General features: G+C 38.0%; 13 protein-coding genes. 9 read left to right on the forward strand and 4 right to left on the reverse strand.

What is annotated here, in order from left to right; translation table 11 throughout:
- Positions 1-95 precede the first annotated feature (95 nt).
- The 9 genes from ACFQIC_RS06420 to motS all read left to right on the forward strand — a co-directional run bounded on the left by ACFQIC_RS06420 (position 96) and on the right by motS (position 8,240).
- Positions 96-1,214, forward strand: coding sequence for a nicotinate phosphoribosyltransferase (locus tag ACFQIC_RS06420; RefSeq protein ID WP_204707484.1), 1,119 nt, complete (start codon positions 96-98; stop codon positions 1,212-1,214).
- Positions 1,215-1,418: 204 nt separating this feature from the next.
- Positions 1,419-2,711, forward strand: coding sequence for a UDP-N-acetylmuramate--L-alanine ligase (gene murC, locus ACFQIC_RS06425; RefSeq protein ID WP_204707481.1), 1,293 nt, complete (start codon positions 1,419-1,421; stop codon positions 2,709-2,711).
- A gap of 169 nt (positions 2,712-2,880) precedes the next feature.
- Positions 2,881-3,291 (forward strand): DUF948 domain-containing protein, encoded by a 411-nt coding sequence (locus ACFQIC_RS06430; protein ID WP_204707616.1) that lies wholly within the window; start codon positions 2,881-2,883, stop codon positions 3,289-3,291.
- A gap of 22 nt (positions 3,292-3,313) precedes the next feature.
- Positions 3,314-3,751, forward strand: coding sequence for a YtxH domain-containing protein (locus ACFQIC_RS06435; protein WP_204707479.1), 438 nt, complete (start codon positions 3,314-3,316; stop codon positions 3,749-3,751).
- A gap of 72 nt (positions 3,752-3,823) precedes the next feature.
- A complete protein-coding gene (ytxJ, locus tag ACFQIC_RS06440; protein ID WP_204707477.1) occupies positions 3,824-4,147 on the forward strand; it encodes a bacillithiol system redox-active protein YtxJ in 324 nt (107 codons plus the stop codon).
- A 195-nt stretch (positions 4,148-4,342) separates the two neighbouring features.
- Positions 4,343-5,401, forward strand: a complete 1,059-nt coding sequence (locus ACFQIC_RS06445; RefSeq protein WP_204707475.1) for a bifunctional 3-deoxy-7-phosphoheptulonate synthase/chorismate mutase — start codon at positions 4,343-4,345, stop codon at positions 5,399-5,401.
- Positions 5,402-5,585: 184 nt separating this feature from the next.
- Entirely contained in the window at positions 5,586-6,587 is a 1,002-nt protein-coding gene (gene ccpA, locus ACFQIC_RS06450) for a catabolite control protein A (RefSeq protein WP_204707473.1), read from the forward strand.
- 50 nt (positions 6,588-6,637) lie between these two features.
- The gene (gene motP, locus ACFQIC_RS06455; RefSeq protein ID WP_204707471.1) at positions 6,638-7,465 is read left to right on the forward strand and encodes a flagellar motor protein MotP; all 828 of its coding nucleotides are present in this window, start codon (positions 6,638-6,640) and stop codon (positions 7,463-7,465) included.
- Positions 7,455-8,240 carry a flagellar motor protein MotS gene (gene motS, locus ACFQIC_RS06460; protein WP_204707469.1) on the forward strand — a complete coding sequence of 262 codons (786 nt, stop codon included), beginning with the start codon at positions 7,455-7,457 and terminating at the stop codon, positions 8,238-8,240. The genes motP and motS overlap by 11 nt, the downstream gene beginning before the upstream one ends.
- A 1,583-nt stretch (positions 8,241-9,823) precedes the next feature.
- Here motS and ACFQIC_RS06465 read toward each other — a convergent pair.
- The 4 genes from ACFQIC_RS06465 to ACFQIC_RS06480 form a co-directional block, all read right to left on the reverse strand.
- The gene (locus tag ACFQIC_RS06465; RefSeq protein ID WP_204707467.1) at positions 9,824-11,005 is read right to left on the reverse strand and encodes an acetoin utilization protein AcuC; all 1,182 of its coding nucleotides are present in this window, start codon (positions 11,003-11,005) and stop codon (positions 9,824-9,826) included.
- Entirely contained in the window at positions 11,002-11,649 is a 648-nt protein-coding gene (locus ACFQIC_RS06470; protein ID WP_204707465.1) for an acetoin utilization AcuB family protein, read from the reverse strand. Before ACFQIC_RS06470 ends, ACFQIC_RS06465 begins: the two co-directional genes overlap by 4 nt.
- A gap of 2 nt (positions 11,650-11,651) precedes the next feature.
- Complete coding sequence (locus ACFQIC_RS06475; protein WP_204707463.1) at positions 11,652-12,302, reverse strand: GNAT family N-acetyltransferase; 651 nt, start codon at positions 12,300-12,302, stop codon at positions 11,652-11,654.
- Positions 12,303-12,435: 133 nt separating this feature from the next.
- Positions 12,436-15,645, reverse strand: coding sequence for a transglycosylase domain-containing protein (locus ACFQIC_RS06480; protein WP_204707460.1), 3,210 nt, complete (start codon positions 15,643-15,645; stop codon positions 12,436-12,438).
- Positions 15,646-15,754 lie beyond the last annotated feature (109 nt).

Consider the following 15,754-nt stretch of genomic DNA (forward strand, 5'->3'; position numbering starts at 1 on the left):
GAGAAGATTATGACTTGTTAAAATTGTACGAATTATATATGATAAACAAAGAATCTATTTAAGAACGAGAACCTATATGTTTAAGGAGTTTAGTCATGAAAGAAATTGCTAGTAAGTTAAATGGTGAAATTTCTCGTTTAACAAATAAAACATTTAAATTTGACGAGCGAGTTGCTGAAGGATGGTTTTCTGCAGTTTACTTTTTGAAATCAAAAGAGATCATTGAAAATCATTTGTCTGAAAATATTGTTACAATGCAATTTTTTCAAAAGGATCATGCGGTTTTGTGTGGAACTGATGAAGCAATTGCTCTAGTTCACACCTTTTCTGATCACCCTGAAAAACTTGAAATTCATTCTTTGAAGGATGGAGATAAAATTGAGCCTTATGAAACCGTCTTAACCATATCAGGTCCTTATCAATATTTTGGTTATTTAGAAGGCATAATAGACGGCATTCTTGCTAGAAGAACCTCTGTTGCTACGAATGTTTATAATGTTGTAAAGGCAGCGAGAACTTCTGGTAAACAAAAACCAATTATTTTTATGGGAGATCGTGATGATCATTTCACCCAGCAATCGGGAGACGGTTATTCTGCATTTATTGGAGGTTCCACTGCTCAAGCGACCCATGCTATGAATGAATGGTGGGGGAAAGCAGGTATGGGAACAATGCCTCATGCTTTGATTCAAATGTTTAAAGGTGATGTAGTAGCAGCCTCAAAAGCTTACCAAACCCAGTTCCCTAATGATAACCTAATGGCGTTAGTTGATTACAATAATGATGTCATCACGGATTCTTTAAAAGTTGCAAGAGAATTCGGTGAACAACTAATTAGTGTGCGTTTAGATACATCTCGCAATTTAGTGGATAAGTATTTTCTAAGAAATCAGCACTTAATGGGAACTTTTGATCCAAGAGGTGTAAATCCAGAGCTTGTATTTGCACTACGTCGTGCACTTGATGATGAAGGTTTCCAGCATGTGAAGATTGTAGTAAGTGGAGGTTTCACTGAAGAGCGTATCCGTGACTTCGAAAACCTTCAAGTGCCTGTAGATATGTATGGCGTTGGAGGTAGCTTGCTCAAAATACGTATAGGTTTTACAGGGGATAACGTAATTATTAATGGGGACCATGAAGCGAAGGAAGGCCGTCGTTACAAACCGAATACCCGCTTAGAAGTAGTACCTTATATTGGAGATACAAATGACTAATTTGGTAGAGAGAAGCTTGCTCTTTTTTGGATTCTTTAAAAGGAGTAAGCTTCATGTCGTTTGTTATTTCTTATAAGATTAACGTGTTAAAATAATTTATTGATTTGCTTGAGAGTAGCGAATAAGTATGAAACGGATTCGCATGCTAAGAAATGATACATATAATACTTAAAGTGATCCACTTTATTTTGGAGGTTCATGTTTATGACAACTTACCATTTTGTTGGTATTAAAGGTACAGGAATGAGTGCATTAGCTCAAATCTTGCACGATTCAGGTGAAAAAGTTCAAGGTTCCGATATAGATAAATACTTCTTTACACAAGCTGTACTAGAGGAAAAAAACATCGATATTCTTCCATTTTCAGAAGGGAATATTACAGAGGACTTAACGATTATTGCTGGAAATGCTTTTAAGGATGATCATGAAGAAATTGTTAAAGCAAAGGAATTAAACCTTCCCTACTACCGTTATCATGAATTCCTTGGGGAGTGGCTGAAGAAGTACACAAGTATTGCTGTAACAGGTGCCCATGGAAAAACATCAACGACCGGTCTGTTATCACATGTTTTGAAAGAAAACTATCAGACTTCATTTTTAATTGGTGATGGTTCAGGACAAGGAAATGAGGATAGCCAGTATTTTGTTTTTGAAGCATGTGAGTATCGTAGGCATTTTTTACAGTATCATCCAGACTATGCCATTATGACAAATATTGACTTTGATCACCCAGATTATTTCACAAGTCTTGAAGATGTCTTTCAAGCTTTTCAACAAATGGCAAAGCAAGTGAAGAAAGGAATCATTGCTTGCGGAGACGATGAGCACTTGCAACACATACAAGCAAATGTCCCTGTATTGTATTATGGTCTGGCCGATACGAACGATTTTCAAGCCCAAAATATTCAAGAGGATGAACATGGTACGACTTTCGATGTTTTTGTCCGAAATACATTCTATTCGACATTTATGATCCCTCAATTTGGCACCCATACAGTTTTAAATGCCTTAAGTGTAATTGCCATTTGCCATTATGAGGATATGTCAATTAACCAAATTAGCAAACTCTCTACTTTTAGTGGAGTCAAACGTCGCTTTACTGAAAAGAAATGGAAGGAGCAAATTTTAGTTGATGACTATGCTCATCATCCAATTGAAATCACAGCGACGATTGACTCGGCCAGAAAAAAATATCCAGAACGTGATGTGGTTGCTATTTTCCAACCACATACGTTCACAAGAACTAAAACCTTCTTAAAAGAATTTGCGGAGAGTCTTATGCTAGCTGATGAAGTATATCTATGTGATATATTCGGCTCTGCTAGAGAGAATAGTGGAAAATTAACAATTGAAAATCTTCAAGAACTTATACCAAATGCTCGGATTTTGGATGTATCTGAAACAAGACAACTCTCCGAACATGATGACGGAGTGCTATTATTTATGGGCGCAGGAGATATCCAAAAGTTTCAGGATGCATATGAAAAGTCGGAGTAACCAGAAAAACGTGTAATGAATTACACGTTTTTCTACCTTAAAGTAAATAAAGGGTTTTAGAGAATTGTATAGAATATAATTATTAAGACCAAAATAAGTTTATACTTTCACTGTAGTGGGTAAATACTAATCAGTGGTAAATACATATGTGGAGGAGAGTACTTTGGATATGGTTATCATCTTGTACATTTCGGCTCTAATTGCAGCTATCGCTTTTGCCGTTCTAGTTATTTATTTAGCCAGGACCTTAATAGCTGTACGTCGAACAATGAATAACGTTGCTGACACTCTTGAAGGAGTGGAGAAACAAATGGAGGGAATGACCCTGGAAACCACAGCTTTACTGAATAAAACAAATAAATTAGCTGAAGATGTGAGTGAGAAGTCTCAAAAGGTAAACTCTTTAGTGGACGGGGTCAAAGGGATTGGTGATACTGTACAAGAGTTTAACCACTCGATACGATCCATATCTAAAGGTTTCAGCCATTCTGCTCAGGATCACACAGATTCAGCTGCTCAAGCGATGAAGTGGGGGCAAGTTGCCATTAATTTATGGAAGAAAGCTAAGAAAGAGATTTAAACTAAACAGGAGGGGAAGTATAATGACTACAGAACAAAACCATGTGAACGAAGAAAGTAACACTGATAACACAGCAGGAAGAGATTTTGTCTTTGGTTCTTTAATCGGAGGAGTAGTAGGAGCTGTAGTAGCACTGCTTTTAGCGCCTAAATCTGGTCGTGAACTACGTGGTAATATTAATGAAAATTCTACTGAGTGGAAAGCACGAGCTGGAGAATGGAAAGATCGTGCAGTAGAATCTTCTTCTCAGTTATCTAAGAACGTTTCTGAGAAGTCCCAAGAGCTAGGAACCAAAGTGAAAGATTCTACAAAGAATTTACAAGAAAAAGTAAAAAATAATAAAAATAGTAGTGATGATGAAGAAGCCGAAAAGGCAGCACAGGAAGTTGCTGAAGCTATCGATGAAGCTGCTCAGGAATTAGAGAAACAACAAGGCTCTACGACATCATCTAATATTTAAAAAAAGTCAGAGGCTGCTATAGCCTCTGTTTTTTTTAAGCGTTCAGAAAATTAATAAATAAGGAGAAATAAAATGGTTAATTTAATTAATAATGTGGATGATTTTGATGAAGTTCTTAAGAGAGAAACAGCTTTTTTCTTGCTGAAGCACAGTTTAACTTGTCCAATTAGTGCCACGGCAAAAGAGCAATATGATGAATTTAGTGAGAAGTCGGATATTCCATGCTTTACTTTATATGTCCAAGATTCAAGAGAATTAAGTCATTATATTGCAGAGAATTATAAAGTGCGCCATGAATCACCACAAGCGTTACTCTTTCAAAATAATAGAGTGAAATGGCATGATAGTCATAGTAAAATAAAAGTTAGTAACCTAAAAGATGCAACAAATAAATAAAAAGAAAAAGCGAACTATTCTTTCTTATGTGGATATTATTGTAAATGTAAGTAAAATTCCTAGTTTGTTTTAAAAGAAATCTATATGAATATCCTTTAAAAGGGTGACAATTGTCTAAATGTTAGCTATAATTGTCCCTAATTATCTATGAAAATATTATAATTAAATTACTACAAAATCTTGGGAGGATTGAATATGAGTAACCATCAACTAGACGAGCTGCGTAGCCAGCTTGAAGAGGTAAACTTGCAGCTTTTGAATTTAATCAATAAACGCGGTGATTTGGTAAAGGATATTGGCCAAATCAAAGAAAAACAGGGGATGAATCGTTTTGACCCTGTCCGAGAACGAGTTATGTTTGACCAAATAACTGAAAAGAATGATGGACCATTTGAAGATTCTACAGTGACTCACTTATTTAAAGAGATTTTCAAAGCAGGTCTCGAATTACAAGAAGACGACCACCGAAAAGCACTGCTAGTATCCCGTAAGAAAAAGCCTGAAGATACAGTAATTGAAGTTAATGGTGAACGTATTGGCGATGGCAATCCACACTTCATAATGGGACCATGCGCAGTCGAAAGCTATGAACAAGTATCTACAGTTGCCAAGGCAGTTAAAGATCAAGGGCTTAAATTATTACGTGGAGGTGCCTTCAAACCTCGTACTTCTCCATACGACTTTCAGGGACTTGGTTTAGAGGGTCTTAAAATTCTTAGAGAAGCAGCTGATGAGCACGGCCTAGCGGTTATTAGTGAAATCGTTAATCCGGCAGATATTGAAAAAGCAGTTGAATATCTAGACGTTATTCAAATTGGTGCTCGAAACATGCAAAACTTCGAATTATTGAAAGCAGCTGGCTCTGTTAATAAACCCGTACTTCTTAAGCGAGGATTATCTGCAACGATCTCAGAATTTATAAATGCAGCTGAATATGTAATATCCCGAGGAAATGGTAATATTATTTTATGTGAGCGTGGAATCCGCACTTATGAAAAAGCAACGCGTAATACGTTAGATATTTCTGCAGTACCGATTTTAAAACAAGAGACGCATTTACCTGTCTATGTTGATGTTACTCATTCCACTGGTCGTAGAGATCTACTACTTCCAACAGCAAAGGCGGCACTAGCTGTTGGCGCAGATGGTGTCATGGCTGAAGTGCACCCTGACCCAGCTGTAGCGTTATCAGATTCAGCACAACAAATGGACATTCCAACATTTGATAAATTCATGAATGAGCTTAAAAAATAATTTTGCGATTTAATTGTCAGGCTAATTCTTTTAGCCTGACTTATTTTTTTGTAGTATGAAATTCCGTTATAATAGGGAAATATTCATATAAAGAAGAAATACGCGAAGATTGCGGAACAAGAACAACTATCGTATGATTATTTTATCAACATGTCGTCAGGTAATCGACTAAGGAGGATTTAGTATGAATGTAACAATATATGATGTAGCAAGAGAAGCAAATGTGTCTATGGCAACGGTTTCCCGAGTCGTCAATGGAAATCCTAACGTAAAACCTGCCACTCGAAAGAAGGTCCATGAGGCCATTGAACGTCTTGGTTATCGTCCTAATGCAGTGGCGCGAGGACTAGCGAGTAAAAAGACAACAACAGTTGGAGTTATTATCCCTGATATTTCGAGTATATTTTTTGCCGAATTAGCCAGGGGGATAGACGATATTGCTACAATGTACAATTACAACATTATTTTGAGTAATTCTGATCAAAATAAGGATAAGGAACTTCACTTGATTAATGCTATGCTTGGAAAGCAAGTAGATGGACTTGTGTTTATGGGTGGGAAAATTACTGAGGATCATACCCGTGAATTCAAAAACGCATCGGTTCCAGTCGCTTTAGCAGCAACTATTGATGAGTCTGGAGAAACACCTTCCGTTAATATCAACTATGAGCATGCTTCGTATGAAGCTACTGAATTATTACTTTCCCACGGACATAATCGAGTATCCTTTGTATCTGGACCTGAAAATACAGAAATCAATACTCAAAAACTTAAAGGGTTTAAACGGGCTTTAAAGGATAGTAACATTAGTTTAGATGAAAATATTATAACAACTGGTGACTATTCCTATGATTCCGGATTAGAAGCATTTGACCAATTATGGGATGTAGAGGAAAAGCCTCAAGCTATCTTTGTAGCATCAGACGAAATGGCTCTAGGAGTGATTCATGGTGCTCAAGACCGTGGATTAAATGTACCTGAAGATGTTGAGGTATTTGGATTTGATAATACGCGCTTAGCTACAATGGTTCGTCCGACTTTGTCTACAGTCGTACAACCTATGTATGATATCGGTGCAGTAGCTATGAGATTATTAACTAAGTTCATGAATAAAGAAGAAGTGGATGAACAAAATGTAACTTTACCTCATCGAATTATTGAAAGAAACTCAACTCGAGATAAATAGTGCCGATATAAATACTATCAATGTATTTGTGAAATCGGGGAGAGAGATGTATGAGTAAACGGGATTTATTAACTCCAATAGGTATTACTCTTGGATTTATAATGGTGGTTTTTGGAATTATGTCTAACTCTGGTATTGGCGGAGTGTCTTCTTTTGTACAAGCTTCTTCGATTATTATTGTCTTAGGAGGATTGGCGGCAGCTTTATTAGTAAATTTCAACCTAACTGATATAAAACTAACTTTTAAAGTAGTCAAAGAAGCATTTAGACGTAATGATATGAATTTGTATGAATTGATTCAATTGTTTGTTCGGCTTTCTGAGCGAGCTAGAAGAGAAGGCTTATTAGCTTTAGAAGCCGAGCTTGAAGAAGTAGACGATCCTTTTATAAAAAAAGGTATCTTACTAGCCGTGGATGGAGTTGAACCAGAAGTTATAAATGATATATTAAGTGCTGAAATTACAGCTGTTGAAGAACGTCACTATCGTGGACGTGCGATCATTGAAAAAGCTGGAGATTATGCCCCTGCCTGGGGAATGATTGGTACACTCATTGGACTAGTATTAATGCTTCAATCCCTTATGGATCCAGAGACATTAGGTCCTAAAATGGCCGTAGCATTACTAACGACTCTTTACGGTACTTTATTGGCTAACTTAGTTTTTATACCGATGGCTGGCAAATTAGCTAATAAAACCGAAAAAGAGATTTTTGCTAAACAAGTTATAATTGAGGGTGTAATTGGCGTTCAATCCGGTCAAAATCCTAAGATTCTAGAAGAAAAATTAAGTGCATTCTTATCTGAGGAAGACAAGAAGTCCATAGAAGAATCAGTTGAGGAAGAGGCTGGAGTAAAGGAAGCCGCAAATGAAGCTTAAAAGAAGACATAGAGAGAATTTAAAAGGCTCTCCTAAGTGGATGACAACATATGCAGATATGATTACCCTGATTTTAGTGTTTTTTATTCTTTTGTTTTCAATGTCGCAAATTAATTTGGTGAAGTTTGACGCTGTTGCAGAGTCATTTCGAAATCGGATGATTCTTGACTTTTATCCCTCTACTGTTGAAAATGATAATCCAACGGAGCAAACGGATGTTCAAGAAAATGGAGAAGAGAGCAATGAGTTTGATGACCCCACTGAAAACCCTGATAATGTGGCTGCAGATGAAGCAGACAGTGAGTCAGACGAAGACTTAGATCAGTTGGTGGAAGATGTTGATGAATTTTTGGAAAACAACGAACTTCATGATACTATTTCAGCGACTAGAACAGATCGAGGCGTTGTTTTAGTATTACAAGAGCAATTACTCTTTGAAGCTAGTGAAGCTATTATTAATTCTTCTGGTAAACCATTTTTAAGAAAAGTAGGACGTTTACTTAAGAATATTCCGAACCATGTTAAAGTGGAAGGACATACAGATGGGCGTTCAATTGCAACTTTCCAATATCCTTCTAATTGGGAATTGTCTGGTGCGCGGGCAGGTAGCGTTATTCGTTTTTTAACTACAAATACGGAAGGCTTGAAAGCTAGTCGTTTATCAGCCGCAGCTTATGCGGATACTCGCCCAATAGCTCCCAATGACTCTCCGGAAAATTGGCAAAAAAACCGCAGGGTAGAGATCGTTATTTTGGATCCGGATTATTCTTCTTGAAAAAGCTGATCATTCAAGAGACTGAGTATTCCATTAACTATTAGAAAAATGAAGAGAATCATTATTAGCTTAAGTAGTTCAGTTTTGGAAGACATCTTGTTCCCCCTAAACTGAACTACTTTTTTATACGAATTTGTAACCGATAGGACTTGTAGAAGAGCACTCCTTCGAAAAACGAACGGCCAAGGTAGCGCAGTGAGAGATGACTGAGGAGACACCCGGGTATCGTTGTGACCGCTTGAAAGAGTTGACACAGTTTTTGCTTATTAAATGCAACACTTTTTTCCAGTTAAGGACTTCCCTTTTATTTGTAAGAGTGTGTATGATAGTCTTAACAATCATACAACCACTGTTACTCTTATCGATATGATGCTCACGAAAAATGTATACATACTAATAGTTATGCACATTGACGAAGTTGTGCTTGTTGCGCTAACTTAGCAGGATTGTTGAAGACTCGATTCCGAGATTGTGTGGCTGTTCCGTCATCGGTATGAGAAGAAGGAGGTCGGGGAAATAACTCGCTTTCCGTGGGCGTACGGTGAGCCTCCTTGGACTTCGTCCTGCGGGGTCTCACCATGTCCTCTGATCCCACAGGAGTCTTGTCATTTCCCCGACCACCTTGCCATGAAGAAGAGGGACGGAACATCTGCGAATCTAAGAAGTCTGCACGTAGCTATTGTTATAACAGCATGTTTATCCTCTATTTTTATAATGGAGGAAGGCCTCCTATTTGGGTCCGTTCGTGAAAATAAAGCAGAGAGGATCGGGAAGAGCGGACTAGACGAGCCGCACAGAGCAAAGCGAGGGCACTAAAAAATTCATTACAAAGAAAAATATTATGAGACCACCCACGATATCGGCGATCCCATCGACTTTTCCTTCTTTATATTGATTGTTTTAATTCTTGTTCTCTTATATTACGTTTTTCAGTGGCCCCAGTCGTTTCCCACCCCGCTCTCCGATGAAAAGCAACGGAACCGCTATTCTTTTATTGAATAATCCGAGGCTTTAAGCGATATGCATGAAAGCACCTTCCAGCACAATTCTCACTCATAGGGAGTGCTTTTCACTTGAATCACCACATCTGATGCTTCCGTTCTCCTCATAAAAGCAAGAAGGTCCGGGAAATCGTGAGACTCCTGTGGGATGAACATGATCGGTGAGATCCCGCAAGGCGTAGCCTGAGGAAACTCACCTCATGCCCACGGAAAGCGAGTGATTTCCCGGACCTTCTAACGCCATCCTTGGTAACGGAAACCACCAGAATGTCACGAATCTGAGTATTCCACAATCTGGGGCGTTAGTTCAATAACTCTAATATCTAAGAAGAACCAAAACATACATTATTTCATTCATTAAAATGTATGTTTTGGTCAATCGTCTGTTGGAAGGCGAGCAAATCAACCATCCAAGTTGCGTAATAACGTTTCCATGCTCAACTTACAAATCTTAATAAAAATAAAGCATTGAACTGCAGAGCAATTCAATGCTTTATTTAGCTAACTTTTAGCTGATTCCCTTTTTAGTATAGAAGGTTATAAATTTAATTTATTTGATGTTGAAAAAAATCTTAACGCTCGTTAGAGGTCGCGAGAAGAATTAAAGTTTATTTGATTATGAATAAGTTTCATACAGCTTTCCAATACTTTATTATTTTTTTCAGTGATTTCTTGCTTTCTAGGAATTGGATTATACGCTTGGTCAGGATCACTCCATTTTTTGGGTAATTCAACAGGAGAATACTTTTGCCAATGCTCAACCCATTCCAATGGTAAATCACCTTTAAAAGGGGCTCCTGTTAACATTATTTGCCATATTTGCGCCCATGCTCGTGGTACTACCCGCCAAATGTCGTAACCACCACCACCTAACGCTACCCACCTGCCTTTACAATGTTTATGAGCCAGTTGATGAGCAATTAAGGGTATCCTCTCGTAGATTTTCATAGTTGAACATAAGTGTGTTAGAGGATCAAGAAAATGGGCATCAGCGCCATTCTGAGTAACAATAATATCTGGTTTAAAAAATTCAACAATTTTAGAGAAAGCGGATTCATAGACTTCCAAAAATGATTCATCTTCTGTAAATGCATCGATGGGCAAATTAAAGGAATAGCCATAGCCTTCCTTTAGTCCTCTTTCATTTACATTCCCAGTTCCGGGAAATAGGTAACGACCTGTTTCATGGATAGAAAATGTACAAACATTAGGATCATCATAAAAAGCCCACTGGACTCCATCACCATGATGTGCATCGGTATCCACATATAATACCTTATAATCTGTATGCTCACGAATATATTTAATTCCTACGGCTCCGTCATTGTAAATACAAAATCCTGAGGCTTTTCTTTCGAAGCCATGGTGAAGGCCTCCGCCTAAGTTTAATGCGTGGTCTGCTTTTCCACTTATAACTGCGTCTATAGCAGATAACGTACTGCCAACTAACAAGGAAGAAGCTTCATGCATACCTTTAAACATTGGTGTATCTTCTGTGCCAATACCATATTCTAATCCTTCATCTTCAGTCAAATCTCCATGACCGGCTCGTTTCACAGCTTTTATATATTTATTACTATGAAAAAGCTGTAGTTCACTATCCGTAGCAGAACGAGGTTCTAATAGATGTTCATTTGTTAAACTTTTTTGTTTTTCTATTAAATCCTTAGCCATGGTTACTCTTAGTTGGTTAAAAGGGTGGTCATCACGAAATTTATATTTCGTGAAATCCTCCGTAAATATAAACTTTGAATGGCAGCTCATGTTGTCATCCCCGGCATTTTAGGCCATAGAACTTCATAGCCTGCTTCTTTTAAATCCTCTATCGTTGGCAAAGGATTCATTGTTTGAATACGAATGACAATAATTTTGTAGTTGGAATCCGGCTTATAAGGATAAATGAGAACAGAGCTGATATTTACTTTCCTCTTTCCAAAAACTTGAGTAACTTTAGGGAGAATTCCTGGTTTATTCAATACTTTTACTTCTATTTGGGAACTCTGGACATTGGTACCTGTAAGATGAATAAGCGTATGAAGCATGTCTTTTTCTGTAATTATTCCAACAATCCTATTACTTTTCATTACGGGTACACAAGCGAATTCTTGTTCGTAAAAGATCGTAGCAACTTCTTCGACAAAGTCTAAAGGATGTACAGTAGTAACGGGAGTTGTCATTATGGATTGAATAGGTTTTTGTAACTGATTAGATTCCGATGGTTCATCTAAGATTGAGGGACTGGCATCGCGAACATCTCGGTCAGATACTATACCAATCACACATTGATTCTCGTCTACGATTGGTATATGACGAATGTGGTATTGGTTTAATAATTTAAGAGCAGTTTCAATAGAATCAGAAGGTGTTAACGTAATTACATCTTCTTTCATTACTTCTTCTACGAGCATTATTATTCCTCCCTAGCTTTCCTATATTGGTTTCTAGTAAGAAAACGCAATTCATCAAACTTTTCAATTGATGAATTAGCTACTTTCGTTCCAAGACGCACCATTAAACAGTTAGCAGGGTGGGAGATGATTTCTGGATCATCTGTAGGGGAAGGGGTTAAGCCTCCAGCCCCCATCATCTTTTCCATTACTTTACGATAGTTCCATATGCTTAATTTCGTACCTTTTAAATCCCAATGCCAATAGTATTCTGTTGAAATGATGATATAATTTTCCATAAAAGGGTCTTTCATAGATAATTCTAAAAGTCTGGAACCCACACGAAAACCTCGAAATTGTGGCACAACCTCAATGGCCCCGAGCTCAATTAAGTCTTCCATATTACCTTCAGACCATCTTTCCATAGGATCGGGATGTAAATAAGTCACGTACCCTACAATTGTTTGGTTATGAGTAGCAACTATAATTCTTCCTTCCCTAAAATCCGCAATACTTTGTAATGCTTCAAATTGTTTTGTTGGGGGACGGAATGCATTGAGATGCTCATGAAAAGCGTATTCAGCTAATTGATGGGAAGAAAGGGGACCTTGTATTTCCATTGGTCCATAAGCAGTTTCAAAGGTTTGTTGATTAAAAGTTTTTATATGTTCCATTGGATCACCACCTATTTGATGAGATGCGAACTTCGTATAATCTCCATTATACATGAACTAGAATATTTTTAAATTACTGAAACAACAAAACTCCAGTCCGATTAACCAGACTGGAGTTTTGTGTTCTATTAAATTATTCTTCAGAGGCACCGTCACCGGATCCATCGTCACTGGAACTATCATCACTAGAGGCACCGTCATCGGAGCTATCATCACTGGAACTATCATCACCAGAGGCACCGTCATCGGAGCTACCATCAGCGGATCCATCGTTACTGGAACTATCATCACCAGAGGTACCGTCACCAGAGCTACTATCACTGGTTCCACCGTCACTGGAACTATCATCACCAGAGGCACCGTCACCAGAGCTACCATCACCGGATCCGCCGTCACTGGAACTATCATCACCAGAGCTACCGTCACCGGAGCTACTATCACTGGTTCCACCGTCACTGGAACTATCATTACCGGAGCTATCGTCGGATCCACCGTTATCGGGGGCTCCGCTACTTTCATCTGAGCCATTATTTTCTGAACTATTTTCGTTAGAGTCATTATCTTCTTGTTCGGGTTCTCCAGGGTTTCCAACTACAGTACTCGAAGAAAGACTAGAAGAACCTCCGTAGTAGTCAACAGCTCTAACAGCATATATTCCATCATTTCCAGAGTAGTTATAGTTAGTGTTTCTTGTGCTTCCAATTCTTGTGAAAGTACCGTTAGATGAAGCGGCGCGATATACTCTATATCCAACTACGTCATTACTTGAAGATTCATTCCAATTGATCGTAGAGGAATTAGCCGAAACAGATCCAGGTGCTACTGGATCACTTCCATCATTGCTAATATTTTCAGAAGCTGATCTAGCTCCTGATGATGGGAGAGCAACATTAGCCCATGCTCCAGAATTAGGTAATAAATGATTTAGTACTTCTGCTGAATTATAGTTATTTTCGTTTAGGAATTCCGGTTTAATCGTTACGCCGTTACCTTCGTCTATAATGAACTCACTAGGAGTATTATCTCCTGCAGCAGCCATATTCCCTTTAATCTCTACAAAGTTGCCATCTGTTAGGCTATCGTCTACTTCAGTTGGAACAAATTTAGATATATACATATCACTCTTCGCCAATCCTGCGGCTGAGCATAAGTCTGAGGCCAAAAGCCCGGAAGTAGCACAATACGTTCTAGTAGTTATGCCATCAGGTTTCACAAACCGACCGTCAGGAACCATTAAGTCAGGGCGAACTTCAGAAACTGCGTTAACGACATCCGCCCATAGTCCAGTATTCCTTTGACTATAGCCGTTTCTGTTTAATTGCTCCTTTTCGTCATACCCTGTCCACATACTCATCGTGACATTAGGATTTGTAGCAACAAACCAGGAATCTTTATAATCTTGGGATGTTCCGGTTTTACCTGCCCAGTCAACTCCAGGATAATAAAGTTGTCCTTTTATCCCCGAGGCTGTACCTGAATTTAATACATCTCTCAACATATCAATTGTTAAATAAGCTGCTTGGGGACTGAATACTTCTGTTTCTTTTGATTCATGTTCGTAAAAAGTTTCCCCATCTTTTGTTTCAATTTTTTCAATCATATAAGCATCTACAAAACCACCCATGTTCCCAAATGTAGCATAGGCATTTGTGTTTTCTTCGTTCGTTACATCTGCTGTTCCAAGTACTAAGGACTCATAATTATAAAAATCTTCACTAATAGTTGTAAAGCCCATTTTCTCTAAATAATTTTTTCCGGGATTTTCATGAATAATTTGTGTATAAGCTTGTGTAGCTGGGATGTTATAAGAATTTTTTAGAGCTTCACGAGCAGAAACAAATCCTCTATAACCACCACCGTAGTTTCTCACCTCATTTCCTGCTTGTGGGTAATGGTAGGGAACATCGGCGAAGACGGAGCCTGGGTGAATTTTTCCCATATCTATCCCCGGACCGTAAGCAACCAAGGGCTTCATTGTACTACCAGGAGATCGTTCAGACATTGAAGCATGGTTTAGCTGCTCTTGTTCAAAGTCACGACCGCCGATAAAGCCTATAATCTTCCCGGTGGAGTTTTCAATGAGATTACTCCCTACTTGAACTGGAATTTCTTTATTTACTAATTCTCCATCTGCATTTTCTACAGTAATTGTTCGATTTGTATCATAATTATTATAGTTATCCTTTACATTCTGCATTACATCATAAACTTCTTTATCTATAGTTGTATGAATCTTGAACCCACCTGAACTAAGCTTACGTTCAGCTAGAATTCTATACTCCTCAAAAAGTTCATCATCGTTTTCAATATCTTCTATTGAATCTCCATTTTCCTTGGCAAGCTGTTCAATCATAATATCTTTTGCTCGTTGTTTAATTTCAACTGTCAAAAATGGATATTCATCTCTGGATTTATTTCTAGGTTCAGTTAAACTCTCGGATAAGTTAAAATCCTGGGCTTTTTCATACTCTTCATCAGTGATATATTCAGCCTCATGCATTCGGCTTAATACATCTTTCATCCGGTTAAGACCAGGTTGAAGTTGTTCTTCTGATTTAGGTTCCCCATCATTCAAGAAAGGCGTGTAGCTGAACGGATTTTTAGGAAGACCAGCGAGAAAAGCAGCCTGTGGAATCGATAGTTCTTCTGGACTCACACCGAAAATTCCTTCAGACGCTGTTTGAGCACCCGCTATGTTATCTCCATTTGCGTTACGACCGAAGGGTACAATATTTAAATACGCCTCTAAAATATCATCTTTTTCAAAAAAACGTTCGACACGCATTGCTATAAGAATTTCTTTTGCTTTTCGCTCAAAAGAAACTTCGTTAGTTAAAATTTGGTTTTTTACGATCTGCTGAGTTAAAGTACTTCCGCCAGTCTTAACAGCAGAATTTGTGGCTTCTTGAACAACCGCACGTAAAACGGCTTTTGGTACAACGCCATCATGGGTATTGAAATATTCATCTTCCGTTGCAATGACAGCATTTTTTAAGTTATCACTAATGTCTTCTAAGGCTACTTCATCACGATAAAGATCTGTCTGTACATCGCCGAGAAGTTTTTCATTAGCAAAATATACTTCAGACGTTTCTTCATAATTATAAATTTCTGCTTTCATATCAGCTTGACTTCTTGTTGGTTCGTCTTTGACTAAAGAAGCAAAGTACCCTGCTCCAATGCCCCCAGCAAAAAATAATCCAACGACACCAATTATAATAAAGAATAAGATCACATTCCAGGCTACTTCATAGCCTATACGGGTGTTTTTTTGGACCTCTCCACTCTGCCATAGGGCTTTCCAATCAAATTTCTCACGACCTTTATTTGGGTTGTTCTTCATTGCAAAACCTCCTAAATTCCAAAGTTTATTATAACACATCGATAGTTTTTCGGACATCATTTGATAGATGATTTATTGATTTTCTGAACAATCTATGCTATTAATGGTA

The organism is Halobacillus seohaensis, assembly GCF_042663045.1.
In the GTDB taxonomy this organism is placed as follows: Bacteria; Bacillota; Bacilli; order Bacillales; family Halobacillaceae; genus Halobacillus_A; species Halobacillus_A seohaensis.